Source organism: Citrobacter sp. TBCS-15 (assembly GCF_005280815.1).
In the GTDB taxonomy this organism is placed as follows: Bacteria; Pseudomonadota; Gammaproteobacteria; order Enterobacterales; family Enterobacteriaceae; genus Citrobacter; species Citrobacter werkmanii.
In genome coordinates this window covers 580165-604327 of the sequence record NZ_SZWK01000102.1, presented here as the reverse complement: position 1 = coordinate 604327, position 24163 = coordinate 580165, and the positions used below count along the sequence as shown (strand labels likewise).

The 24163-nt window shown below is 50.0% G+C and carries 28 protein-coding genes and 1 other annotated feature; of the genes, 17 read left to right on the top strand and 11 right to left on the bottom strand.

Features of this window, described 5'->3' with window-relative positions:
- The first annotated feature begins 311 nt into the window (after positions 1-311).
- Entirely contained in the window at positions 312-797 is a 486-nt protein-coding gene (gene spy / locus FDW96_RS09690) for an ATP-independent periplasmic protein-refolding chaperone Spy (RefSeq protein WP_003832537.1), read from the top strand.
- Between the two features lie 25 nt (positions 798-822).
- Here spy and FDW96_RS25040 read toward each other — a convergent pair whose 3' ends face one another.
- The gene (locus FDW96_RS25040) at positions 823-963 is read right to left on the bottom strand and encodes a hypothetical protein (protein ID WP_154050572.1); all 141 of its coding nucleotides are present in this window, start codon (positions 961-963) and stop codon (positions 823-825) included.
- A gap of 132 nt (positions 964-1095) precedes the next feature.
- On the opposite strand from FDW96_RS25040, the gene ves reads away from it, so the two are divergent.
- Positions 1096-1671 (top strand): environmental stress-induced protein Ves, encoded by a 576-nt coding sequence (gene ves / locus FDW96_RS09685; protein ID WP_061381460.1) that lies wholly within the window; start codon positions 1096-1098, stop codon positions 1669-1671.
- On the opposite strand, the gene cho is transcribed toward ves, so the two are convergent.
- Positions 1631-2518, bottom strand: a complete 888-nt coding sequence (gene cho, locus FDW96_RS09680; RefSeq protein ID WP_137365594.1) for an excinuclease Cho — start codon at positions 2516-2518, stop codon at positions 1631-1633. The two genes, ves and cho, sit on opposite strands and share 41 nt — an antisense overlap.
- Before the next feature lie 126 nt (positions 2519-2644).
- On the bottom strand, positions 2645-3475 hold the full coding sequence (nadE, locus tag FDW96_RS09675; protein ID WP_137365593.1) for an ammonia-dependent NAD(+) synthetase: 831 nt from the start codon (positions 3473-3475) through the stop codon (positions 2645-2647).
- A 209-nt stretch (positions 3476-3684) separates the two neighbouring features.
- Here nadE and osmE point away from each other — a divergent pair, with 209 nt between their 5' ends.
- The 7 genes from osmE to chbG all read left to right on the top strand — a co-directional run bounded on the left by osmE (position 3685) and on the right by chbG (position 9597).
- Entirely contained in the window at positions 3685-4023 is a 339-nt protein-coding gene (osmE, locus tag FDW96_RS09670; RefSeq protein WP_006684842.1) for an osmotically-inducible lipoprotein OsmE, read from the top strand.
- A 301-nt stretch (positions 4024-4324) separates the two neighbouring features.
- Entirely contained in the window at positions 4325-4645 is a 321-nt protein-coding gene (chbB, locus tag FDW96_RS09660; protein ID WP_003030620.1) for a PTS N,N'-diacetylchitobiose transporter subunit IIB, read from the top strand.
- Positions 4646-4732: 87 nt separating this feature from the next.
- The gene (gene chbC / locus FDW96_RS09655) at positions 4733-6091 is read left to right on the top strand and encodes a PTS N,N'-diacetylchitobiose transporter subunit IIC (protein WP_006684840.1); all 1359 of its coding nucleotides are present in this window, start codon (positions 4733-4735) and stop codon (positions 6089-6091) included.
- Between the two features lie 54 nt (positions 6092-6145).
- Complete coding sequence (chbA, locus tag FDW96_RS09650; protein ID WP_038640158.1) at positions 6146-6493, top strand: PTS N,N'-diacetylchitobiose transporter subunit IIA; 348 nt, start codon at positions 6146-6148, stop codon at positions 6491-6493.
- Between the two features lie 13 nt (positions 6494-6506).
- On the top strand, positions 6507-7346 hold the full coding sequence (gene chbR / locus FDW96_RS09645) for a transcriptional regulator ChbR (RefSeq protein WP_003030617.1): 840 nt from the start codon (positions 6507-6509) through the stop codon (positions 7344-7346).
- Between the two features lie 124 nt (positions 7347-7470).
- Positions 7471-8826: a 6-phospho-beta-glucosidase gene (locus FDW96_RS09640; RefSeq protein WP_137365592.1), complete on the top strand. Its 1356-nt coding sequence runs from the start codon at positions 7471-7473 to the stop codon at positions 8824-8826.
- Positions 8827-8838: 12 nt separating this feature from the next.
- Positions 8839-9597: a chitin disaccharide deacetylase gene (chbG, locus tag FDW96_RS09635; protein ID WP_042308835.1), complete on the top strand. Its 759-nt coding sequence runs from the start codon at positions 8839-8841 to the stop codon at positions 9595-9597.
- A 37-nt stretch (positions 9598-9634) separates the two neighbouring features.
- On the opposite strand, the gene katE is transcribed toward chbG, so the two are convergent.
- Complete coding sequence (katE, locus tag FDW96_RS09630; protein WP_137365591.1) at positions 9635-11893, bottom strand: catalase HPII; 2259 nt, start codon at positions 11891-11893, stop codon at positions 9635-9637.
- 191 nt (positions 11894-12084) lie between these two features.
- Here katE and cedA point away from each other — a divergent pair, with 191 nt between their 5' ends.
- The gene (gene cedA, locus FDW96_RS09625; RefSeq protein WP_071600734.1) at positions 12085-12348 is read left to right on the top strand and encodes a cell division activator CedA; all 264 of its coding nucleotides are present in this window, start codon (positions 12085-12087) and stop codon (positions 12346-12348) included.
- A 63-nt stretch (positions 12349-12411) separates the two neighbouring features.
- Here cedA and tcyP read toward each other — a convergent pair whose 3' ends face one another.
- The 4 genes from tcyP to hxpB form a co-directional block, all read right to left on the bottom strand.
- Positions 12412-13803: a cystine/sulfocysteine:cation symporter gene (gene tcyP, locus FDW96_RS09620; protein WP_006684833.1), complete on the bottom strand. Its 1392-nt coding sequence runs from the start codon at positions 13801-13803 to the stop codon at positions 12412-12414.
- A 135-nt stretch (positions 13804-13938) separates the two neighbouring features.
- Positions 13939-14538 (bottom strand): metal-dependent hydrolase, encoded by a 600-nt coding sequence (locus tag FDW96_RS09615; protein ID WP_104652153.1) that lies wholly within the window; start codon positions 14536-14538, stop codon positions 13939-13941.
- An 83-nt stretch (positions 14539-14621) separates the two neighbouring features.
- Positions 14622-15383, bottom strand: a complete 762-nt coding sequence (kduD, locus tag FDW96_RS09610) for a 2-dehydro-3-deoxy-D-gluconate 5-dehydrogenase KduD (RefSeq protein ID WP_137365590.1) — start codon at positions 15381-15383, stop codon at positions 14622-14624.
- 139 nt (positions 15384-15522) lie between these two features.
- A complete protein-coding gene (gene hxpB / locus FDW96_RS09605) occupies positions 15523-16191 on the bottom strand; it encodes a hexitol phosphatase HxpB (RefSeq protein WP_061381455.1) in 669 nt (222 codons plus the stop codon).
- A gap of 167 nt (positions 16192-16358) precedes the next feature.
- Here hxpB and FDW96_RS09600 point away from each other — a divergent pair, with 167 nt between their 5' ends.
- Entirely contained in the window at positions 16359-16895 is a 537-nt protein-coding gene (locus FDW96_RS09600; protein ID WP_042308823.1) for a YniB family protein, read from the top strand.
- A 56-nt stretch (positions 16896-16951) separates the two neighbouring features.
- On the opposite strand, the gene FDW96_RS09595 is transcribed toward FDW96_RS09600, so the two are convergent.
- Both FDW96_RS09595 and pfkB read right to left on the bottom strand, forming a co-directional pair.
- The gene (locus FDW96_RS09595; RefSeq protein WP_042308821.1) at positions 16952-17812 is read right to left on the bottom strand and encodes a fructosamine kinase family protein; all 861 of its coding nucleotides are present in this window, start codon (positions 17810-17812) and stop codon (positions 16952-16954) included.
- 268 nt (positions 17813-18080) lie between these two features.
- Positions 18081-19010, bottom strand: coding sequence for a 6-phosphofructokinase II (gene pfkB, locus FDW96_RS09590; protein WP_061381454.1), 930 nt, complete (start codon positions 19008-19010; stop codon positions 18081-18083).
- Between the two features lie 287 nt (positions 19011-19297).
- On the opposite strand from pfkB, the gene FDW96_RS09585 reads away from it, so the two are divergent.
- Positions 19298-20056 carry a YdiY family protein gene (locus FDW96_RS09585; RefSeq protein WP_042308816.1) on the top strand — a complete coding sequence of 253 codons (759 nt, stop codon included), beginning with the start codon at positions 19298-19300 and terminating at the stop codon, positions 20054-20056.
- A 165-nt stretch (positions 20057-20221) separates the two neighbouring features.
- Here the strand turns inward: FDW96_RS09585 and yniD are convergent, their stop codons facing one another.
- On the bottom strand, positions 20222-20329 hold the full coding sequence (yniD, locus tag FDW96_RS09580; protein ID WP_094301007.1) for a small membrane protein YniD: 108 nt from the start codon (positions 20327-20329) through the stop codon (positions 20222-20224).
- 302 nt (positions 20330-20631) lie between these two features.
- On the opposite strand from yniD, the gene thrS reads away from it, so the two are divergent.
- From thrS to pheM, 5 genes are all read left to right on the top strand, one after another.
- Complete coding sequence (thrS, locus tag FDW96_RS09575) at positions 20632-22560, top strand: threonine--tRNA ligase (RefSeq protein ID WP_032939806.1); 1929 nt, start codon at positions 20632-20634, stop codon at positions 22558-22560.
- A gap of 3 nt (positions 22561-22563) precedes the next feature.
- On the top strand, positions 22564-23106 hold the full coding sequence (gene infC / locus FDW96_RS09570; RefSeq protein ID WP_048997935.1) for a translation initiation factor IF-3: 543 nt from the start codon (positions 22564-22566) through the stop codon (positions 23104-23106).
- A gap of 96 nt (positions 23107-23202) precedes the next feature.
- Positions 23203-23400 carry a 50S ribosomal protein L35 gene (rpmI, locus tag FDW96_RS09565; RefSeq protein ID WP_003030583.1) on the top strand — a complete coding sequence of 66 codons (198 nt, stop codon included), beginning with the start codon at positions 23203-23205 and terminating at the stop codon, positions 23398-23400.
- Positions 23401-23454: 54 nt separating this feature from the next.
- A complete protein-coding gene (gene rplT, locus FDW96_RS09560; RefSeq protein WP_003030578.1) occupies positions 23455-23811 on the top strand; it encodes a 50S ribosomal protein L20 in 357 nt (118 codons plus the stop codon).
- 119 nt (positions 23812-23930) lie between these two features.
- Positions 23931-24055, top strand: a sequence feature (Phe leader region).
- Entirely contained in the window at positions 23936-23980 is a 45-nt protein-coding gene (gene pheM / locus FDW96_RS25210; protein WP_001386830.1) for a pheST operon leader peptide PheM, read from the top strand. It overlaps the preceding feature by 45 nt.
- Positions 24056-24163 lie beyond the last annotated feature (108 nt).

Sequence of the window (24163 nt, the reverse complement as noted above, 5' to 3'; positions counted from 1 at the left end):
ATTTTTACGTGCGCTTTAGCTTTATTACGGATTATTCCTGGTAAGTTGCTTTCTTAATAATCACAGTTCAGGTATAGTTCTTCATAATCCTTTCAAAATCATCTGGTTGTAATTTTTCATTTCAACTCTGCGCAATTTATTCTTTTTTTCTCCATAATTGATGAAAGTTTGTTTTTTACACTTTCATTGTTTTACCGTTGCTCTGATTAATTGACGCTTAAGCCGGTAAAGTTAATCTCGTCAACACGACATCACATTGCATAAGAGTCGCATGAATGTCGTAAAAATAACTGAAAGAAAGGATAGAAATTATGCGTAAACTGACTGCTTTGTTTGTTGCCTCTACCCTGGCGCTGGGCGCTGCAAACCTGGCCCATGCTGCTGACACCACAACAGCTGCGCCAGCGGATGCCAAACCAATGATGCATCACAACGGGAAGTTCGCCCCGCATCACGACATGATGTTCAAAGACCTGAACCTGACCGACGCGCAGAAACAGCAGATTCGCGAAATTATGAAAGGTCAGCGCGATCAGATGAAACGTCCGCCGCTGGAAGAACGCCGCGCAATGCACGACATCATCGCCAGCGATAGCTTCGATAAAGCGAAAGCCGAAGCGCAGATTGCGAAGATGGAAGAACAGCGCAAAGCCAACATGCTGGCGCACATGGAAACCCAGAACAAGATTTACAACATTCTGACGCCGGAACAGAAAAAGCAGTTTAATGCCAATTTTGAGAAGCGTCTGACAGAACGCGCAGCGCAGAAAGGTAAAATGCCGGAAGCTGCTGAGTAAACGCCAGGCGTCTACACTAAATTAGTCATGCTGTGTCGGCGTTCAGTGCCGCACAGTGTGCAACAAACTCAAGACCGCCGCTCTTGTCCACAACACGTTTAACGATGTGGGCAGGATCGGCGGTTTTTTCTTTCTCGCCAGGATGATGCGTTAATCTTTTTTGCAAAATACCGTATTCAGCGCTAAGGCTAACCAACCCTGTTGCCGATAACGATACTCTGCAGGGTAAATATCACAATGATGATTTATGGCTGGCTGTTCACGGCAGGTTGACGTGCTACGCCTTTCTGGAGGGGTGATGGAATATTTCGATATCCGCAAAATGCCGGTTAGTCTGTGGCGCAATGGGGCGGGAGAAACGCGAGAGATTTGCTGTTTTCCGCCAGCAACACGCGATTTTCACTGGCGGGCGAGTATCGCCTCCCTTGCAGCGAACGGAGAGTTTTCTCTTTTCCCGGGCGTAGAACGCGTTATTACCTTGCTGGAAGGAGGTGAAGTGACCCTGGAAGAGGCGAACATGTTCACTCACACCCTGAAACAGCATCAACCTTTTACTTTTGCTGGTGACAAGGTAGTAAAAGCAAAGCTGACGGAAGGACGGATGTCGATGGATTTTAATATCATGACCCGACGAGATGTTTGCCAGGCGAAAGTCAGAGTTGCCGATCGCACTTTTACGACCTTTGGTTCTCGTGGCGGCGTCGTGTTTGTTATCAGTGGCGCCTGGCAATTGGGTGAGAAACTGCTGACGGCCGATCAGGGCGCGAGCTGGCACGACGGTAAACACACCCTGCGCCTGTTGGAGCGTGAGGGGAAACTGCTGTTCAGCGAGATTAACTGGATGCCGGGACACTCTCCGGATTCAGTTCAATAATATCGTATTTGCCAGACAGAACAGGCCGACAGAGAATTTTGTAGCCATCATGGTCAAAGCCAGCCGGCATTCTCGCCAGGGTTGTCGCCTCATCCAGCGTTGCAACGGCACCCAGCCAAAACCAGTTATTGATGATATGGTACTGAGTCATTTCAGCGCGGGTTTCTTGCAGCGCAATGGCATTGTTCCACGGCCAGCAGATAACGCGCACTCTTTCCAGCGCCTCAAGCAGGCGCGAATGATGCGCCTGCGGGCTCTCTTTCCCACAGCACGCTCCGGCGCAGCGCTTTAGCGCTGAGCGAAAGCAGGCGCGCCCTCGACTCAGGGGCTCCAGCCCCAACAGGCCGTAGCACAGTTGCTGTTCATCGGCGATGCTTTGCAATGTTTGTAGCGCGGCACGACGATTGGCAAACAAACCAAACAGATTGGGGGAATGGGAGAAATCAATATCTCGTGCGTAAACAACCTGCACAGTCTGGTCGGTGAGCTGCAGGGCGCAAAGCTGACGATTGCGCCGCAGACGTTTGTTAAACAGAGGCTGTTGCTCTTTGATCAGCCGCGCCTCTAACAGTAGGGCGCCAATTTCTCCAGCCGTACAAATCCAGCTAATGCGTTTGGACTGGCGCAGCATTGCCGCTTCGTCCGTGGTACGCAGGTGCGACAACACGCGGCTGCGAATGTTGACGCTTTTGCCTATATAAAGCGGCATGGTGTCGCTTTCGCTATGAAACAGATAGACGCCGGGCACAGCGGGAAGCGCACTCAAAAATGGGCGCAGGTGCTCAGGATATTCATAAATTGCTGCTGCCTCTAATGTCAGGCGAGGGGCTGATTGACGGCGTACCACTTTTCACTCCGCTGCTGGTTATCCATCCAGTATAACAGCTGAGAGGCGATTAAAAAAGCGGCATGGCCATGCCCCTTAGGCCGGAGAGCAGCAAGAAGGGCGCTATCCGGCCTGAGGCAGAAAAAATTACGCTTTTTTCCAGAAATCATCAAACACCGTGATGGGTGGGCGACGTTTGTGCTCAGTCTTCACGTACCAACCTTCAATTATTTTCGCGACGTCGGCAGCCAGGATTTTTCCTTCCAGATAATCGTCTATGTTGTCATAGCTCACGCCCAATGCGGCTTCATCCGGCAGAGAAGGGCGATCGTCTTCAAGATCGGCGGTCGGTGCTTTCTTATATAAATGTTCCGGGCAACCCAGCGCGGCAAGCAGTTGTTTACCCTGGCGTTTGTTCAGGCGGAATATTGGGTTGATGTCAGTACCGCCATCGCCATATTTGGTGAAGAATCCGGTGATGGCTTCTGCTGCATGATCGGTACCCACGACAACGCCGCTGGTCATACCGGCGATGCTGTATTGCGCCTTCATACGTTCACGTGCTTTTTCATTGCCACGCACAAAATCACTCAGCTCAATACCCGCCTCGCGCAGCGCCTGCTCGCTGGCCAGCACCGCACCTTTAATATTGACGGTGAGTACGCGGTCCGGTTGTATAAAGGCAATGGCGTCCTGGCAATCCTGTTCGTCAGCCTGAACTCCATATGGTAAACGCACCGCAATAAACTGTAGCTCGTCATTCCCTGTTTCCTGGCGGAGCTCGGAAATGGCCATTTGGCAGAGCTTCCCGGCGAGTGTTGAGTCTTGTCCGCCGCTAATTCCTAACACCAGTGATTTCAGAAAGGGGTAAGTTTGCAGGTATGATTTGAGGAAATCTACGCTGCGACGAATTTCCTCTTCTGCATTAATGTGCGGTTTTGCGCCAAGCGCTTTGATTATCTCTTGCTGCAGAGTCATGCAACCCCCTGTGAAAAATAAAATGATAAAAAATGATATGTTAAAGCTAACGCGTTGAGGCCCAAACGACAAGGGATGCAAGCCTGATATAACATCATTTTGTTTTAATAGAATTTTCCGAAACGGCCTAAGTATCATCTGATTGCTTGAAAAATGTGTTGTTGTGCTCCAGGCTTACATAACACGCTGAAAAACAAGAGGACGAAAAAATGAACAAGAATCTAACAGGAATTCTGGGTGCAGCGGCTGTTTTGACTATGCTGGCGGGGTGTACGGCCTATGATCGTACCAAAGACCAATTTGTTCAGCCCGTAGTGAAGGATGTGAAGAAAGGGATGAGTCGGGCGCAAGTCGCGCAGATTGCCGGTAAGCCTTCTTCAGAAGTAAGCATGATCCATGCGCGCGGGACCTGTCAGACCTACATCCTGGGTCAACGAGATGGTAAAGCTGAAACCTATTTTGTTGCTTTAGACGATACCGGCCATGTGATCAACTCTGGCTACCAGACCTGCGCAGAGTACGACACAGACCCACAGGCAGCGAAGTAGTAACAACTGTTTATTGCCTGAGCACTCTGAACAACCGGCCATCGCGCCGGTTTTTTTGTGCCGCACGATCTTATTTATTGCCGCGAATTATTTGCCCGAAATGTGAGGGGGGTCATAACGACAGGTCAAGGAGAGACAATTTAGTTGGTCAAGGAAATACCATCCACCGGTACAATCCCGTATACTCGTTTCAGCCACCTAAAAAAGTAATTTAGCTGACGCAAGTTACCCAGAGCATGGATGCAGGTTATGGCTTGCGGAGTGTCTGGTTGACAGATAATCGCACATGAGGATCGTTTTAATGGAAAAGAAACACATTTATCTGTTTTGTTCTGCGGGCATGTCGACTTCATTGTTGGTTTCGAAGATGCGTGCTCAGGCCGAAAAATACGAAGTGCCGGTTATTATTGAAGCGTTTCCTGAAACGCTGGCTGGAGAAAAAGGCCCAGCGGCCGATGTTGTGTTATTAGGTCCACAAATTGCTTATATGTTGCCCGAAATTCAGCGTTTGTTACCCAACAAGCCTGTGGAAGTAATTGACTCGCTGCTGTATGGCAAAGTCGATGGTTTAGGCGTGCTTAAGGCTGCTGTTGCAGCAATTAAAAAAGCCGCAGCAAATTAATTATTTTATTTTAATTTTTCCCGTCAAAGAGTTATTTCATTAACATTCACCGCAATTACTGATTGCGGTATTTAAGGGTATTTTTCTATGAGTAACGCTATTGCTTCACTTGAAAAGGTACTCCTTCCTTTTGCTGTAAAAATTGGAAAGCAGCCACACGTTAATGCAATCAAAAACGGTTTTATTCGTTTGATGCCGTTAACCCTCGCAGGGGCAATGTTTGTATTAATTAATAACGTTTTCCTGAGCTTTGGGGAGGGGTCGTTTTTTTATTCGATGGGCATTCGACTTGATGCTTCAACTATTGAAACGCTGAATAGTTTGAAGGGCATCGGTGGAAACGTCTATAACGGTACGTTGGGTATCATGTCCTTGATGGCGCCGTTCTTTATCGGTATGGCGCTGGCGGAAGAACGCAAGGTCGACTCACTGGCTGCCGGGTTGTTATCTGTCGCCGCGTTTATGACCGTAACGCCATATAGCGTGGGTGAAGCCTATGCTGTTGGTGCTAACTGGTTGGGTGGTGCCAATATTATTTCCGGTATTATTATCGGCCTGGTGGTCGCGGAAATGTTCACTTTTGTGGTCCATCGTAATTGGGTGATTAAATTACCTGATAGCGTACCGACGTCCGTATCGCGTTCCTTCTCTGCGCTGATTCCTGGCTTCCTTATTCTCTCGATTATGGGGATCATCGCCTGGGCGCTGAACACCTGGGGTACCAACTTCCATCAGATCATTATGGATTCCATTTCAACGCCGCTGGCATCGCTGGGTAGCGTAGTGGGTTGGGCCTATGTGATTTTTGTTCCGCTGCTGTGGTTCTTTGGTATTCACGGTTCTTTGGCGCTGACTGCCCTGGACAGCGGAATCATGACGCCATGGGCGCTGGAAAACATCTCTATCTACCAGCAGTTTGGTTCCGTAGACGCCGCGCTGGAAGCCGGTAAGACGTTCCACGTCTGGGCGAAACCGATGCTCGATTCCTATATTTTCCTTGGGGGTAGCGGGGCAACGTTGGGTCTGATTATCGCTATCTTCCTGGCATCGCGTCGTCCAGACTATCGTCAGGTTGCTAAGCTGGCACTGCCGTCAGGTCTGTTCCAGATTAACGAACCAATCCTGTTCGGTCTGCCGATCATCATGAACCCGGTTATGTTTATTCCGTTCATTCTGGTGCAGCCGATTCTGGCGGCGATTACGCTGGCAGCTTACTACTCAGGCATTATTCCACCGATTACCAACATCGCACCGTGGACCATGCCAACCGGTTTGGGCGCGTTCTTTAACACCAACGGTAGCGTCGCCGCTCTGCTGGTCGCGCTGTTCAACCTCGGTATCGCAACGCTGGTTTACCTGCCGTTCGTGGTGGTAGCCAACAAAGCTCAGAACGTTATTGATCAAGAAGAAAGCGAAGAAGATATCGCTAACGCATTGAAATTCTAAATTTAATCCGGCATGGCTTCACCGTCATGCCGGACTGAACCAGAGGGAAAAAGTATGTTGGATATCGAGAATATCGTCGACACGCAGTCAGAAGCAGAAGAACTTGAAGAAGTGGTGATGGGGCTCATCATCAATTCGGGTCAGGCGCGTAGCCTGGCATACGGTGCGCTCAAAATGGCCAAGCAGGGTGATTTTGAAGCAGCGAAGACCATGATGGATCAGTCTCGCCTGGCGTTGAACGAAGCTCACCTCGTGCAAACGAAATTGATTGAAGGCGATCAGGGCGAAGGTAAAATGAAAGTCAGCCTGGTGCTGGTCCACGCACAGGATCACCTGATGACGTCGATGCTGGCGCGCGAGCTGGTCACTGAACTGATTGAACTTCACGAGAAGCTGAAATAGCGAGGAGTGCACAATGCAGCTACAGATTAACGCACCGGAAATCAAAACCGTCTATGAACAGCAACTGTTTAATGGCAAAAATTTCCATGTGTTCATCTATAACAAAACTGAGAGCATCAGTGGGCTGCATCAACATGACTACTATGAATTTACGCTGGTTTTAACCGGACGCTATTATCAGGAAATCAACGGTAAACGCGTATTGCTTGAGCGCGGGGATTTTGTTTTTATCCCGTTGGGATCGCATCACCAGAGTTTCTATGATTTCGGTGCGACAAGGATCCTCAACGTCGGTATCAGTAAACGTTTTTTTGAACAGCACTACCACCCGCTGCTGCCATTTTGTTTCGTTGCATCGCAGGTCTATCGGGCGAATAACTCGTTTCTTACCTACATTGAAACGGTTATTGCATCACTGAACTTTCGTGAGAGCGGACTCGATGAATTTGTAGAAGTGGTCACCTTCTATATTATTAATCGACTGCGCCATCATCGCGAAGAGCAGGTGCTGGATGATATTCCTCAGTGGCTCAAAACCACCGTCGAGACCATGCACGACAAACGGCAGTTTAGCGAGAATGCGCTGGAAAATATGGTACATCTGTCCGCGAAATCCCAGGAGTATCTGACCCGCGCAACCCAGCGTTATTACAGCAAAACGCCGATGCAGATCATTAATGAAATTCGCATTAATTTTGCTAAAAAACAGCTGGAAATGACTAACTATTCTGTAACGGATATTGCTTATGAGTCTGGTTACAGTAGTCCAAGTTTGTTTATTAAAACGTTTAAAAAACTGACGTCGTTTACGCCAAATAGCTATCGTAAGAAATTAACTGAATTTAATCAGTAGATATTATTTTCCAATAACTCATTTTTTATAGCTTGCCCTAAATAGCGTCGGGACAGCCACGCTATACCTGACATACGGGTTGAGCATAATACATGTCAGTGTTTTGACACTGAAGGGAGAACGTATGAGCCAGAAATTAAAAGTCGTCACTATCGGTGGCGGGAGCAGCTACACCCCTGAATTACTTGAAGGCTTTATTAAGCGCTATCACGAATTACCGGTTTCTGAATTGTGGCTGGTTGATGTAGAGGGTGGTAAAGAGAAGCTGGATATTATTTTTGACCTTTGCCAGCGGATGATCGACAAAGCGGGCGTCCCGTTGAAGTTGTATAAAACGCTGGATCGCCGCGAAGCGCTGAAAGATGCGGATTTCGTTACCACTCAGCTGCGAGTAGGGCAACTTAAAGCCCGTGAGAAGGATGAGCGTATCCCGCTGAGCCACGGTTATCTGGGACAGGAAACGAACGGTGCGGGCGGTCTGTTCAAAGGTTTGCGTACCATTCCGGTTATTTTTGACATTGTGAAAGATGTGGAAGAACTGTGCCCGAATGCGTGGGTGATTAACTTTACTAACCCGGCAGGGATGGTGACTGAAGCGGTCTATCGTCATACAAATTTCAAGAAATTCATCGGCGTGTGTAATATTCCCGTCGGCATGAAAATGTTCATTAGCGATGTGCTGGCGCTGAAAGAGAGCGATGATTTATCTATCGATCTGTTCGGTCTGAACCATATGGTCTTTATCAAAGACGTACTGGTGAACGGCGTGTCACGTTTTGATGAGCTGCTGGATGGCGTCGCATCGGGCGAATTGAAAGCGTCTACCGTGAAGAACATCTTTGACCTGCCGTTTAGTGAAGGACTGATTCGTTCGCTGAAACTGCTGCCGTGCTCTTATTTGCTCTACTACTTCAAGCCAAAAGAGATGCTGGCGATTGAAATGGGTGAATACTATAAAGGCGGGGCACGCGCTCAGGTGGTACAGAAAGTTGAGAAACAACTTTTTGATCTCTATAAAAATCCTGAGCTGAACGTTAAGCCGAAGGAGCTGGAGCAGCGCGGTGGCGCTTATTACTCTGACGCAGCCTGTGAAGTGATCAACGCTATCTACAACGATAAGCAGACCGAACACTATGTCAACATTCCGCACCATGGGCATGTCGATAACATTCCTGCGGACTGGGCGGTAGAAATGACCTGCACGTTGGGACGCAACGGCGCCACGCCACACCCACGTATTACTCATTTTGATGAGAAAGTCCTTGGTCTTATCTATACCATTAAAGGTTTTGAAGTGGCAGCGAGCAACGCGGCACTGAGCGGCGAGCTGAATGACGTGCTGCTGGCACTGAACCTGAGCCCGCTGGTGCATTCTGACCGCGATGCTGAAGTTCTGGCGCGTGAATTGATTCTGGCGCATGAACAATGGCTGCCAAATTTCGTCGGGTGCATTGAGAAACTGAAAAGCGAACAACACTAACTGAGGTCGGCTATGGAACGCGTACTGATTGTGAATGCGGATGATTTTGGCCTGAGTAAAGGACAAAACTACGGCATTGTTGAAGCCTGCCGCAATGGCGTGGTCACCTCGACGACGGCGTTGGTGAATGGCGCGGCGATTGACCATGCGGTACAGCTGAGTCGTGACATACCTGCACTTGCCGTCGGGATGCACTTTGTTCTGACGCTGGGCAGACCGTTGACGCCTATGCCGGGCCTTACACGTGACGGATTGCTGGGGAAATGGATCTGGCAGATGGCAGAGGAAGATGCTTTGCCGCTGGATGAAATTTCGCAAGAGCTGGCCGCGCAGTATCAGCGTTTTATAGACCTGTTTGGGCGGGAACCGACGCATCTGGATAGTCATCACCATGTGCATATGTTCCCGCAGATTTTCCCCATTGTTGCAAGCTTTGCAGCCGAACGAGGGATTGCGTTGCGTATCGATCGTCAGGCGGTGTTCCAGGCGTCTGATTTACCCGACCGGTTGCGTACTTCCCAGGGATTCAGCAGCGAGTTTTATGGCGAAGCGATTTCTGAGGCGCTGTTTTTACAAACGCTGGACGCCTCAGCAGACCGGGGAGAGTCCTCACTGGAAGTTATGTGTCATCCAGCCTTTATTGATGACACTATTCGTCAAAGTGCCTACTGTTACCCCCGCTTAACTGAGCTTGACGTACTGACGTCTTCGTCACTGAAATATGCTATTGCGGAGCGCGGTTATCGTCTTGGCAGTTTTCTGAACGTGTAATTCCTGAGTTTGCGGCGCAATTATGCGCCGCATTTTTTTAGGCAGGGATCGCGTCGATTTTTCCGGCTCGCGACCAGACACGATGCGCAGTCATCAGTGTCAGCAGGGTATCCATAAACTGTGCGTCTGCACTGTCCGCTTCTACCACGCCTTCCTCACTCTGATTTGTGATATTCAATGCAGCTTTAAGCTGGCGAGCATCTCCAGCCAGGGCGATAGGTTTCAGGTGTTTATACGCTTCGAGTAAGTAATATTTCGCATCGCCATTCATGGCGATATCCGCGATATTCCCACCCGGAACGATAACCGCATCAACCGTCAGCGACGGCGAGCCGGCAAAGGTGCCCGCGATCGTCAGGACGGAGCCATCGTCGGCAATCACATTACCCATTCTGGAATAGAGCAACCTGGCATGAACGCCTTTCGCCTGCAGGGCCTGCATAATGGTGAGCAGATCGTCCGCCTTTATCTGATCATTGAGCAGAATGGCGACCACACGGCCTTTGATATCACCTTTTGATCCCGCATATAGACTAAGCGAAGGCGCATTGGTTAATCCGTTGACATCCGGCGGAGGGGAGATCTGGGTTTGCTCTTCGGTTAGCTCAAAACCGAGGTTGCTGGCCACGGACTGCGCCAGCGTAGTATCAATATGCGCCAGATGATCGACTACTCTTTCGCGAATATAAGGCCGGGTCACCTTACTGAGTTCGAAACTGAATCCGCCAATAATATGCTGTTGCTCTATTGGCGTCTGGCTTAACCAGAACAGGCGAGGGTGGGCATAGTATTCGCCGAAAGAGGGGCTACGCTCACGAATTTTATTCCCGTCAATGCGCTCCTGATACGACTCAAATCCACCACGTTTTGGCCCCGGCGGCGTTTCTCGTGGCCAGTTGTCATTGATGGAGTTAGGTTCATAGTTGGCGGGATTGGTATCAATATCCATGCGATGCATACCGTCGCGCTGGAAGTTATGATACGGGCAGGTAGGACGATTGATTGGGATTTCATGGAAGTTGGGCCCACCCAGGCGACTGATCTGTGTGTCCGTATACGAGAACAGTCTGCCCTGTAACAGAGGATCATTGGTAAAATCGATGCCCGGAACGATGTGACCGGGATGAAATGCCGCCTGTTCGTTTTCTGCGAAGAAATTGTCCGGGTTGCGGTTTAGTACCATTTTACCGACGCGCTGAACCGGAACCAGCTCTTCCGGGATGAGCTTGGTCGGGTCGAGCAGGTCAAAATCGAATTTAAACTCATCTTCCTCCGGGATTAACTGCAGGCCAAGTTCGTATTCCGGGTAATCACCGGCTTCAATTGCCTCCCACAGATCGCGGCGATGGAAATCAGGATCGCGTCCCGTCAGTTTCTGTGCTTCATCCCATACCAGAGAAGCTTTGCCAGCCAGCGGTTTCCAGTGGAAGCGGACGAAAGTGGCTTTCCCCTGCGCATTAATCAGCCGAAAAGTATGGATACCGAAACCTTCCATCGTGCGATAACTGCGTGGGATCCCCCGGTCAGACATCGCCCACATCACGTTGTGCAGGGTTTCAGGTTGCAATGAGACATAATCCCAGAAGGTATCATGTGCGCTTTGGCCCTGCGGGATAGCCCAATGTGGCTCCGGTTTTACGGCATGGACGAAATCCGGGAATTTATGTGCATCCTGAATAAAAAAGATCGGCGTGTTATTTCCTACCAGATCAAAGATGCCCTCTTCGGTATAAAATTTTGTCGCAAATCCCCGAATATCTCTGACCGTATCCGCTGAGCCCGCGCCGCCCTGGACAGTTGAGAAACGGACAAAAACGGGTGTTATCTTGTTTTCTTCGGATAAGAAATCGGCTTTTGTCGTTGCGCTTAAATCGGCATAAGACTGAAAGTAACCGTGCGCGGCTGACCCTCGGGCGTGAACGATACGTTCTGGTATACGTTCGTGATCGAAATGGGTGATTTTTTCTCGCAGGATAAAATCTTCCAGTAATGTTGGCCCGCGATTTCCGGCGCGCAGCGAGTTTTGATCGTCCGCAATGCGTACGCCCTGATTGGTGGTCAGGGCAAAATCTTCGCTTCCTTTGCGAAAACTGTCCAGCGCGTTGAGTTTGTCACTTCTGATGTCAGGTGCTTTTAAGCTGCCGGACGTAGTAGGTTGCATGCCCGGAGGCGTCGGTTCAGGCGTTGGACGATGTGAACCGTCTGCTGGCGCCAGAGAATCAAGACCAGGTTTGGACTCGCTGGCGTCATGAACCGGCGCAGTGTGATGGAGCGGATGCTTATCTTTCTGTGACATTAAACTCGTCTCCTGTATTCATCGCTGAAAGGGTCGTTGTTGCTGTCAAAAGCTTTAACTATAGACCACTCATTCAGCCCTGCAGGAATATACGAGGAGGTAAAGCGCGATGAGGCAGACAAACCGCGCACGCAAGGCAGGACGCAGGAGGGGAAAATCGGCTAAGATAGCAGTTTTCTGATTTTTAGAATTTGTCTTTAGTGAAACAACTGATTATGAAACCTCTTCGCCAACAAAATCGTCCGGTTATTAGCTACGTGCCACGCGTGGAGCCTGCTCCGCCAGAGCATGCGGTTAAAATGGATGCGTTTCGTGACGTATGGATACTGCGCGGGAAATATGTCGCTTTTGTCTTAATGGGGGAGTCGTTTCAGCGTTCGCCTGCATTTACTGTTCCGGAATCAGCGCAACGCTGGGCTAATCAGATTCGTCAGGAAAATGAACTGAGCGATTGACTGGATATAAAAAACCGCCGGGGCATTACACGCCGGCGGTTTTTTGTTTTTCAGCAAACAGGCTTAGCGATGCGCCAGTTCCGCGTTATCGTCGCTGTCCAGAATCGTTTTATCGGTCTGCTTCAGCCATTGGCTGGTCAGCGTACCGGCAGTCATTGAGCCGCTGACGTTCAGCGCAGTACGACCCATATCAATCAGTGGTTCAACGGAGATCAGCAGAGCAACCAGCGTCACCGGCAGACCCATGGCAGGCAGAACGATCAGCGCAGCAAAGGTCGCGCCGCCACCCACACCCGCAACGCCTGCGGAACTCACTGTCACGATACCTACCAGCGTGGCAATCCACATTGGATCCAGCGGGTTAATACCGACGGTCGGGGCGACCATCACCGCCAGCATGGCCGGGTACAGGCCGGCACAACCGTTCTGACCAATCGTGGCGCCAAATGAGGCGGCAAAACTGGCAATGGATTCAGGTACGCCCAGACGACGGGTTTGTGCTTCCACGTTCAGCGGGATAGACGCGGCGCTGGAACGGCTGGTGAAGGCGAAAGTCAGCACCGGCCAGACTTTACGGAAGTATTTCAGCGGACTAACGCCGTTCACACCCAGCAGGATCCCGTGTACCACAAACATAATACCCAGACCGAGATACGAAGCGACGACGAAGCTACCCAGCTTGATGATGTCCTGCAGGTTGGAGCCTGCAACCACTTTAGTCATCAGCGCCAGAACACCGTACGGCGTTAACTGCATGACCAGACGAACCAACTTCATCACCCAGCTTTGCAGGGTATCGATAGCGACCAGAACGCGCTCGCCTTTTGGTGCGTCATCTTTCAGCAGTTTCAGTGCGGCTACACCGAGGAATGCAGCGAAGATAACTACGCTGATAATCGACGTCGGGTTCGCTCCGGTCAGATCGGCAAACGGGTTTTTCGGGATGAACGACAGCACCAGTTGCGGAACGCTGAGGTCGGCAACTTTACCAACATAATTGGTTTCGATGGCGTTCAGGCGAGCGGTTTCAGCCCCACCTTGTACCAGACCTTCGGCGGTCAGTCCGAACAGGTTGGTCACCAGAACACCTACCAGTGCGGCAATCAGCGTAGTAAACAGCAGCGTGCCGATGGTCAGGAAGCTAATTTTACCTAACTGAGAGGCGTTGTGCAGACGTGCAACGGCACTGAGTATAGAGGCAAAGACCAGCGGCATAACAATCATTTGCAGCAACTGGACATAACCGTTGCCGACAATGTTGAACCACTGTACGGAATCTTTAAGAACCTGGCTGTCGGAGCCATAAATGGTGTGCAGCGCGAGGCCGAACACCACACCCATGACCAGACCGACCAGTACTTTTTTTGCCAGACTCCACTGTTTGTGACGGGCTTGCGCCAGCACGAACAACAGCACTACGAACACGATAATGTTCGCGATTAATGGAAAGTTCATCCCCGTTCTCCTGATCTTATTATGCGGATCACCGTACGATGGTGATTCTGTTGGCGCAAGATTAGCAGAACTGTGACATGCCTCTTATATTCAAATGGAATTGTTTATGCCAAAAATGACATTTCGGCTGATTTATTAGTCAACCTGGTGCGTTATGAAACGATTAAACTGCATTTGTAGCGTATTTATCATTTGCGATGACCAGCGTACTGCACTGTTTTCTTGTACGGTCTGCGGCATCCAGATGGCCCAGGCAAACAGCGCCATACACAGGAATCGCTCCAGTTGATTCCCTTTTTGCGGCACAAGGATCGGCAGGCGAAAACGCCAGCGGCAGGGCCAAAGCAGGGGCACGCCCGCCGGGGTCAGCATATCGGCCAGAATATGGCTGAGATAACCGAGAACCATGCCTTGTAAGGCATCGGCCGGAATTATCCAGGTATCAGGAACTTTCAGGTAAAACGTGGTCAGCAGGGCAAAGACTGCCAGCAGGCTATGCGTAAACCCGCGATGGCCAAATGCGCGGGCAATGGGTTTTGATATCCACTTCAGACGCTGGCCGAGCAGGGATTTTGGATGATCGATATCCGGTAGCAGACATGTCAAAATGGCTGAAGGGACAATATGCCACCAGTCACCCTGCGCAAGAACGGGCGTTAGCTCGGCATTTTTGGCAAATACCGCACAGGCAATAGAAAAAAGAAGGTGGCCTTCCGCCGTCATGATAAAACCCAATAAACTGTCGATTCATACAGTATAGGGGTTTTATACAGTAGGCGGAAGAGGTGACGTTGTAACCCTTTGTCACAAGTGCGACATTACCGCGCCAGCCAACCACCGTCCACGGCCAGCGTATAACCATGAATATAGTCAGAGGCAGGACTGGCGAGGAAAACGACCGGGCCTTTCAGATCGTCTGGCTTTCCCCAGCGTCCGGCTGGAATACGATCGATAATCTCCTGATTACGCTCGCTGTCTTCACGTAATTGCTGCGTGTTATTGGTCGCCATATAGCCGGGCGCAATAGCGTTGACATTAATACCTTGCGCAGCCCATTCATTGGCCAGCAGGCGGGTGATACCCAGTACACCGCTTTTAGATGCGGTATAGGAAGGAACGCGGATCCCGCCCTGAAATGAGAGCATTGAGGCAATATTAATTATTTTCCCACCGTTACCCTGCGCCACAAACTGTCGCGCCACGGTCTGCGACAGAAAGAACACGGATTTGAGATTCAGGTTCATCACGTCATCCCAGTCTTTTTCGCTGAAGTCCAGCGCATCCTGGCGACGAATGGTGCCCGCATTATTGACCAGAATATCGACCCGACCAAATGCCGCCACCGTTTGTGTCACGATGCCGGAGAGTACGTCCTGTTGGCGGAGATCGGCCTGAATCGCCATAAAACGTCGACCGAGCGCGTTAATTTTCTCTGCGGTTTCATGCGGAGTTTTACGATTCACGCCGACCACATCACAGCCAGCTTCAGCCAGCGCTAGTGCCATACCTTGTCCAAGGCCGGTATCACATCCGGTGACGATGGCAACTTTACCTGCGAGACGAAAAGCATCATGAATCATATTCACCTCAATTATTCATTCCATTCACACTTCACCATGCGGAAAGAATAGGAGAGGATGAGCAGAAATACAATAAAAATGAAACACTGTTTTAAAAAAACAATCTCACGGGCAATGATTCGCATTGCCCGTGAGAGGATTAGCCGCGCAGATGAACGGCTGTAAGTTCGGTGAGCGAGGACAGTTTTACGTCGGCCAGTACAAAGCGAGGATCGTCCTGATTTTCATGTGCAGGCACCACGATAGAGCGCATGCGAGCCGCTTTCGAGGCGATCATGCCGTTGACTGAATCTTCCAGGGCAACGCAACTCAAAGGATCAATGCCTAGTTTCGCTGCGCAATCAAGATACACCTGTGGGTGCGGTTTACTGTAGGGCAGTTTCTCCGCGGAGGCCAGCGCATCGAAGCTGTCGCGCAGATCAAACATGGTCAGCACTTTTTCCAGCATATGCAACGGTGATGCGGATGCCAGCCCGACCAGAATTCCCTGCGATTTGCACAACGCCACGGCTTCACGTACGCCAGGCAACAGCGGTCTTGTCTCTTCAACTAACGCAATTGCCCGCGTGATGATACGTGCAGTCACTTCCTGACGTGTGGGACCATTCCACGGTTGCTGCGCAAACCACAAATCAACCACCATGTCGATGCGTAAGCCAAGGGTATCGGGAAGTTCATGGCGGCGAGTGATATCAACGCCTAAACTTGCCATCACATCCAGTTCGGCCTGATCCCAGAGCGGTTCTGAATCGACCAGTAATCCATCCATATCGAAAATTGCAGCAAGAATTTGACGCGGGGTTGACATCACAACCTCTCCTTTAGGGTGATAAAAGGGATTTCGAGCCAGTCATAACAGGCTCTGAGCGTACATTATGGCTAATTCTCTATTATACCGCCTTTAAAGATCAGGCGAAAACGGTTATCAACGGGTAAACTTAGGCCAAAATGACACGTCTTTATCAAGGGGAACTCATGACGTATCAACAAGCTGGACGCATTGCCGTCTTGAAAAGGCTGGTGGGATGGGTGATTTTCATTCCCGCGCTGATTTCAACACTGGTTTCTGTACTGAAGTTTATGTATGCGCACAGCGAAAAGCAGGAGGGGATTAATGCGGTAATGCTCGATTTTGCCCACGTAATGATCGACATGATGCGGGTGAACACCCCCTTTCTTAACGTATTTTGGTATAACTCGCCGACTCCCGATTTTCAAAGTGGACTCAATCTCGTTTTTTGGCTGATTTTCATCCTGATTTTTATCGGCTTAGCGTTGCAGGATTCAGGTGCAAGAATGAGCCGTCAGGCGCGTTTTTTACGCGAAGGCGTTGAGGACCAGCTGATTCTGGAACAGGCAAAAGGCAGTGAAGGGTTATCACGTGGACAAATCGAGTCACGTATCGTGGTGCCGCACCATACGATCTTTTTACAAATTTTCCCGCTGTATATATTGCCGGTGATTGTTATCGTCATCGGCTACTTCTTCTTCTCATTGCTGGGCTTTTTGTAAGCGTTGACATATCAGGCCTGACTCATGGTGTAACGCCAGGCCTGATAAGCGCGTTGCTAAGCCGCCAGTAACCTATCCATCGCTTTCTGCGCCACAACCAGATGCTGCCCTCCGAACAGAATAGCCCGGTTCAGCAGCGTATAGAGCTGGTAGACAGGCTGTCTGTCGAGAAAATCCAGGGGGAGCGGCGAGACGGACTGATAACCATCATAAATTTGTGGCGGCTGTTCGGTATGTAACGGCAGCATTGCCAGATCGCACTCCCTGTCTCCCCAGTAGCAGGCAGGGTCGAAGATGTAGGGACCGTTCGGGCCGAGCGCGCAGTTCCCCGACCACAAATCCCCATGCAGGAGCGACGGCTGCGGCTGATGGGAAGCGAGGCGTTGCTGAACATGCTCGACAATGGCGTCAATATTGCCAAACGCAATACCTTTCTCAGCGGCGAGTTCCAGTTGCCAGCCAATACGCTGCTCGGCAAAAAAAGTTGACCAGCGACGTTGCCAGGTATTGGGTTGCGGCGTGGTTGAGAGCGCATTGTCGAAGTCGAGTCCGAACTGCGGCTGATCGCTCCATTCATGCAAATGCGCAAGTTGTTGGCCGAGGATAAACGCGTTGTGCGCGTCAAGCGGACGGGGAGGGAGGAAGTCCATCACCAGGAAACTGTAATCTCTGTCTGCGCCTACCGCCCAAACTTTCGGTACTGATACGGTTTGGCTGCGGGAAAGTAGCTCCAGCTGATCGGCTTCCGCCGTAAAGCCGGTTAACAACTCTCTTTCATCGCATTTGACGAAAAAATCGCGCCCCGCATAGCGTAAATGCCATGCGGCGTGGATCTCTCCGCCGGGCAGTTCATTACGCAGTTCGATTTCGCCTTCACCTAATTGCTCGCTTAAAAGACGACTGATAGCCTGCCACATGATGTCTCTCCCCATGTTGTCTGCCAGATCATAAGGTTAGCGCAAGAATGCGGTTAAAAAACACGAACTGACGCACACCACGGACGCGTCATCGCTCGAAAGGCACTTAATGTTTGTCGTTCTTCTTCATCTCGCACCGTTATGGAGACGTCCGGTTGTACATGATTCACTTCTTTGTAATCACGTGATTTTTTAGCATAGACGTATAACACCCATGCCGACAGTTTTACCGGAACATCCCCCTTCTGTTAAAAGGGGGACGGTGCCATTACTGCGCAAGGTATGCATATATTTTTTGCGTATCGTCCAAAGCGCACAGACGCGTACCCTGATTCAGGGTTGCTGCGCTACCGGCGGCGACACCGAAACGAACAATATCGTCAAAAGGTGCGTTTTCAGCCAGTTTAAGCGTCATAGCGCCGACCATGCTGTCGCCTGCCCCTACGGTACTTTGGCTCTTCACCGGTGGTGGAACCACCTGGACGCAGGTGTCGCGATCAACGCCCAGCGCCCCTTGTGGCCCAAGAGACACCACGACGCGGTGTGCTTTACCCGATTGCACAATCTCCTGTGCGGCTTTACGCACGTCATCGGGCTGGGTGAGTTCGCGGTTCACCAGCGCGCTCAGTTCTTTGAGGTTGGGTTTGACCAGTTCGATATTGCCGATGGCTAACGCCGCCGTTAGCGCCTCGCCTGAGCTATCGACGATGCAGCGAATACCCTGTTTTTGTGCTGAGGTAACGAGTCGGGTTAGCTTCTCAAGCTGTACCCCAGGCGGCAAACTGCCGCTAATCACCAGCAGCGCGCCGGACTCAATTTCCAGCACCTGATCCTGAAGTTGATAGAACTCATCATCGGTCAGCGCAGCCCCGGGCATAACGAAGCGATACTGCTCCCCGCTGGACTCAACGTGGACGTGCAGATTTTGGCGGGTCCAGTCTTTGGCTTCGACCGTAGAGACGGGAACATTTTCGTCGGCGAGCAATGCAACAAGATGCTCTCCCGTGGCCCCGCCCGCGGGGAAGATAGCCGTCGCAGTACCGCCAAGATGAGCAATTGCACGAGCGACGTTGATGCCGCCGCCACCGGGTTCAAAAACCGGCGAAGTACAGCGAAGTTTACCTTCTGGGTAGATTTGCGGAGTAATTGTTGCGCTATCGAGAGAGGGCGCAAGTGTTAACGTATAGATACGTACCATCTTTACCTCCTGTTAGGCTGCCTTCAGTCTGGCACTTAACCCCCCGAAAGTGAAGTAATTAACAACATGATTTTTCATATCTTTATTTAAAATTATCTGGGTAAAGTTATATAAATAAAATAACGATTTAAGAACGCTCTTATTCAAAAAATGAAATAAGAATTTATTGCTATGTTATTCGAGTCTTTTTATAATTTGTTACCTTTCAAGGGTCTTTTGTCATTGATCCATATGAAAGTTTCCGAGACCGTTATGGTCTCTTTTTTTGTTGTACGGACTCTTAATAAATGAAGCTTTTGAAGACAGTGCCCGCAGCATTCATGCTGATGGGAGGCCTGCTTGCGTCAATGCATGCTGCCGCCGATGATTCCGTTTTTACTGTCATGGATGACCCTTCCAGCGCGAAAAAACCCTTTGAAGGTAACCTGAACGCGGGATATCTCGCCCAGTCAGGCAACACAAAAAGTTCTTCTTTAACTGCAGACACCAACATGACCTGGTATGGTCAAACCACGGCGTGGTCTCTGTGGGGAAATGCCAGCAATACCTCCTCAAATGATGAGCGTTCATCAGAGAAGTATGCCGTAGGGGGCCGTAGTCGTTACAACATGACCGACTATGACTATCTCTTTGGGCAGGCAAGCTGGTTGACCGACCGTTACAACGGTTATCGCGAGCGTGACGTACTGACCGCAGGTTACGGTCGTCAGTTCCTCAATGGACCGGTGCACAGCTTCCGTTTTGAATTCGGTCCTGGTGTTCGTTATGACGAGCACACTGATGGCACCACCGAAACGCAGCCGTTGGGCTATGCGTCCGGGGCCTATGCGTGGCAGATGACGGACAACACCAAGTTTACTCAGGGTGTATCGGTATTCGGTGCTGACGATACGACACTCAATTCTGAAACGGCTTTGAACGTTGCCATCAACGAACACTTCGGGTTAAAGGTGGCTTACAACGTGACCTGGAACTCTGAGCCGCCGGCAACTGCGCCGGAGCATACCGATCGTCGAACGACTGTTTCGCTCGGTTATCGTATGTAATGACAAGCCGGGTCAAATAATTGACCCGGTTTTCCCAATTAAAGATAAGTTTATTTAATATTTAATCTACGCTTTATTTTTAACACATATCAATAACGCACTATTTATCAGATGAATTCGATTTAATAGATAAATAAGCGGAACCGCACGGCAGTTGCCAATAATTTAACCCCAGATCATGGCGGCCCAGCGTAGGATCAGTATTGCCGCACAAATAACAAGCAGAATCACCACCATTTTCCAGTGTTTCTTCGCAAAGCGATTTGTTGGCATAGTTCCTTCCTGCTCATATGCGATGACTTTCGGCAAGTGTAACAAAGACGTCAGGGTGTCAGTGAATTGATTTACATCATACAGTGCGCGTTGATTGCTGCTTTGATCGGCTCGTAACACCGTGTACACTGTCAACGGTGTTATCAAAAAAAGGGCGTAGGTCCAGCGTTGCCACTAAGGCAACCAGTGACATATTTCGCAGAGTGAAGCGGGAATCAGCCCACACCTTTTTGATAATTTTAAATATTGAATCTTTGTATGTGCTCTTACGTGTGGGGCACCACTGCAAATAAGGATATAACATGCCTGTTATTACTCTTCCTGATGGCAGCCAACGCCATTACGACCACGCTGTAAGCCCCATGGATGTTGCGCTGGACATCGGTCCAGGTCTGGCGAAAGCCACTATTGCTGGCCGTGTTAACGGTGAGCTGGTAGATGCTTCCGATCTGATTGAACATGATGCGAAGCTCTCCATCATCACCGCGAAGGATGAAGAAGGTCTGGAGATCATTCGTCACTCCTGTGCGCACCTGTTAGGGCACGCGATCAAACAACTCTGGCCGCACACCAAAATGGCGATCGGACCGGTTGTTGACAACGGTTTTTACTACGATATCGATCTTGACCGTACGTTAACCCAGGAAGACGTCGACGCGCTCGAGAAGCGGATGCACGAGCTCGCTGAGAAAAACTACGATGTCATTAAGAAGAAAGTCAGCTGGTACGAAGCGCGTGAAACCTTCGTGAAGCGTGGTGAGACCTATAAAGTCTCTATTCTTGATGAAAACATTGCCCATGATGACAAGCCTGGCTTGTACCATCATGAAGAATATGTCGATATGTGCCGTGGCCCGCACGTGCCGAACATGCGTTTCTGCCATCACTTCAAACTGATGAAGACCGCAGGGGCATACTGGCGTGGCGACAGCAATAATAAGATGCTGCAGCGTATTTATGGTACTGCATGGGCAGATAAAAAAGCCCTCAACGCCTACCTGCAACGTCTGGAAGAAGCCGCCAAACGCGATCACCGTAAAATCGGTAAACAGCTTGACCTGTATCATATGCAGGAAGAAGCGCCGGGTATGGTGTTCTGGCACAATGATGGCTGGACTATCTTCCGTGAACTGGAAGTCTTCGTTCGTTCGAAACTGAAAGAATACCAGTATCAGGAAGTTAAAGGTCCGTTTATGATGGACCGCGTGCTGTGGGAAAAAACAGGTCACTGGGATAACTACAAAGATGCGATGTTCACGACGTCTTCAGAGAACCGTGAATACTGCATTAAGCCCATGAACTGCCCGGGTCACGTACAGATCTTTAATCAGGGTCTGAAATCTTATCGCGATCTGCCGCTGCGTATGGCTGAGTTTGGTAGCTGCCACCGTAACGAGCCGTCAGGCGCGCTGCACGGTCTGATGCGTGTTCGTGGCTTCACTCAGGATGATGCGCATATCTTCTGTACTGAAGAACAGATCCGTGATGAAGTTAACGCTTGTATTCGTATGGTCTACGATATGTACAGCACCTTTGGCTTCGAGAAGATCGTTGTCAAACTGTCCACTCGCCCCGAAAAACGTATCGGTAGCGATGAAATGTGGGACCGTGCTGAAGCTGACCTGGCCGTTGCGTTGGAAGAAAACAACATCCCGTTTGAGTTCCAACTGGGTGAGGGCGCATTCTACGGCCCGAAAATTGAATTTACCCTGTATGACTGCCTCGATCGTGCATGGCAGTGCGGTACTGTACAGCTGGACTTCTCTCTGCCGTCCCGTTTAAGCGCCTCTTATGTTGGCGAAAACAACGAGCGTCAGGTGCCGGTTATGATTCACCGTGCAATTCTTGGGTCGATGGAACGTTTCATCGGTATCCTGACCGAAGAGTTCGCTGGCTTCTTCCCGACCTGGCTTGCGCCGGTTCAGGTTGTGGTCATGAACATTACTGATTCTCAGTCTGAATACGTTAACGAATTAACGCAGAAACTACAAAATGCGGGCATTCGTGTAAAAGCAGACTTGAGAAATGAGAAGATTGGCTTTAAAATCCGCGAGCACACTTTACGTCGTGTCCCTTACATGTTGGTCTGTGGCGACAAAGAGGTTGAAGCAGGCAAAGTTGCCGTGCGCACCCGTCGTGGCAAAGACTTGGGCAGCCTGGACGTAAATGAAGTGATTGAGAAGCTGCAACAAGAGATTCGCAGCCGCAGTCTTCAACAACTGGAGGAATAAGGTATTAAAGGCGGAAAACGAGTTCAAACGGCACGTCCGAATCGTATCAATGGCGAGATTCGCGCCCTGGAAGTTCGCTTAACAGGTCTGGAAGGCGAAGCTTTGGGTATTGTGAGTCTGAGAGAAGCAATCGAAAAAGCTGAAGAAGCTGGAGTAGATTTAGTTGAAATCAGCCCTAACGCCGAACCGCCAGTTTGTCGTATTATGGACTACGGCAAGTTCCTTTATGAAAAGAGTAAGTCTTCTAAGGAACAGAAGAAAAAGCAAAAAGTTATCCAGGTTAAGGAAATTAAATTCCGTCCTGGCACCGACGATGGCGATTACCAGGTAAAACTCCGCAGCCTGGTACGCTTTCTGGAAGATGGCGATAAGGCTAAGATCACGCTGCGTTTTCGCGGCCGTGAGATGGCCCACCAACAGATCGGTATGGAAGTGCTCAACCGCGTCCGTGACGATCTGAGTGAACTGGCAGTAGTCGAATCCTTCCCTACGAAGATCGAAGGCCGTCAGATGATCATGGTGCTCGCTCCTAAGAAGAAACAGTAAGGCCTTCAAGTAGCAATGTCTGTGGAGCCTGCGGGTTCCACAGCCGTTGTTCGCCTACGTTTCGTTTATTAACAATGCGAAGTGGAAGTTATTAAAATGCCAAAAATTAAGACCGTACGCGGTGCTGCTAAGCGCTTCAAAAAAACCGGTGGTGGTGGATTTAAGCGTAAGCACGCAAACCTGCGTCATATTCTGACCAAAAAATCTACTAAGCGTAAACGTCACCTGCGTCCAAAAGGCCTGGTTTCTAAAGGCGATCTGGGTCTGGTTATCGCGTGCCTGCCGTACGCATAAGCCGTTAACGTTTAATTAATTTTTTAATAAGAATATAGATACAGGAGAGCACATATGGCTCGCGTAAAACGTGGTGTAGTTGCCCGTGCACGTCACAAGAAAATTTTGAAACAAGCTAAAGGCTACTACGGTGCGCGTTCTCGCGTATACCGCGTTGCCTTCCAGGCTGTTATCAAAGCTGGTCAGTACGCTTATCGTGACCGTCGTCAGAAAAAGCGTCAGTTCCGTCAACTGTGGATTGCGCGTATCAACGCAGCAGCACGTCAGAACGGTATTTCTTACAGCAAATTCATCAACGGCCTGAAAAAAGCCTCTGTTGAAATCGACCGTAAGATCCTGGCTGACATCGCAGTATTCGACAAAGTAGCGTTCACCGCTCTGGTCGAAAAAGCGAAAGCAGCTCTGGCATAAGCCGGTGAAAAGAGGGAGCCTGGCTCCCTCTCTTTTATTGTAGGGCAATCAATTGGTTGACAATTTACCCGTAAGCCTTTTCAATAAAGGTTGTCCGGTTTTTACCACACAAGGTAACGCAAGCATGAATGCTGCTATTTTCCGCTTCTTCTTTTACTTTAGCACCTGAACTCAGGAGGCTTGCGCATGAAAGAAGAAACGGAAAACAGCGCCTAAAAGCCTCCCTGGTGGAGGCTTTTTTTATACGCGTCATCCTTCAAGTTGTCTCTGTGTTGGCTGCATTCGCTCACCCTGGTCACGTACTGATGTACGTTCCTGAGGATTTGCTCTTTTGCCGCCTTGATACAACTTA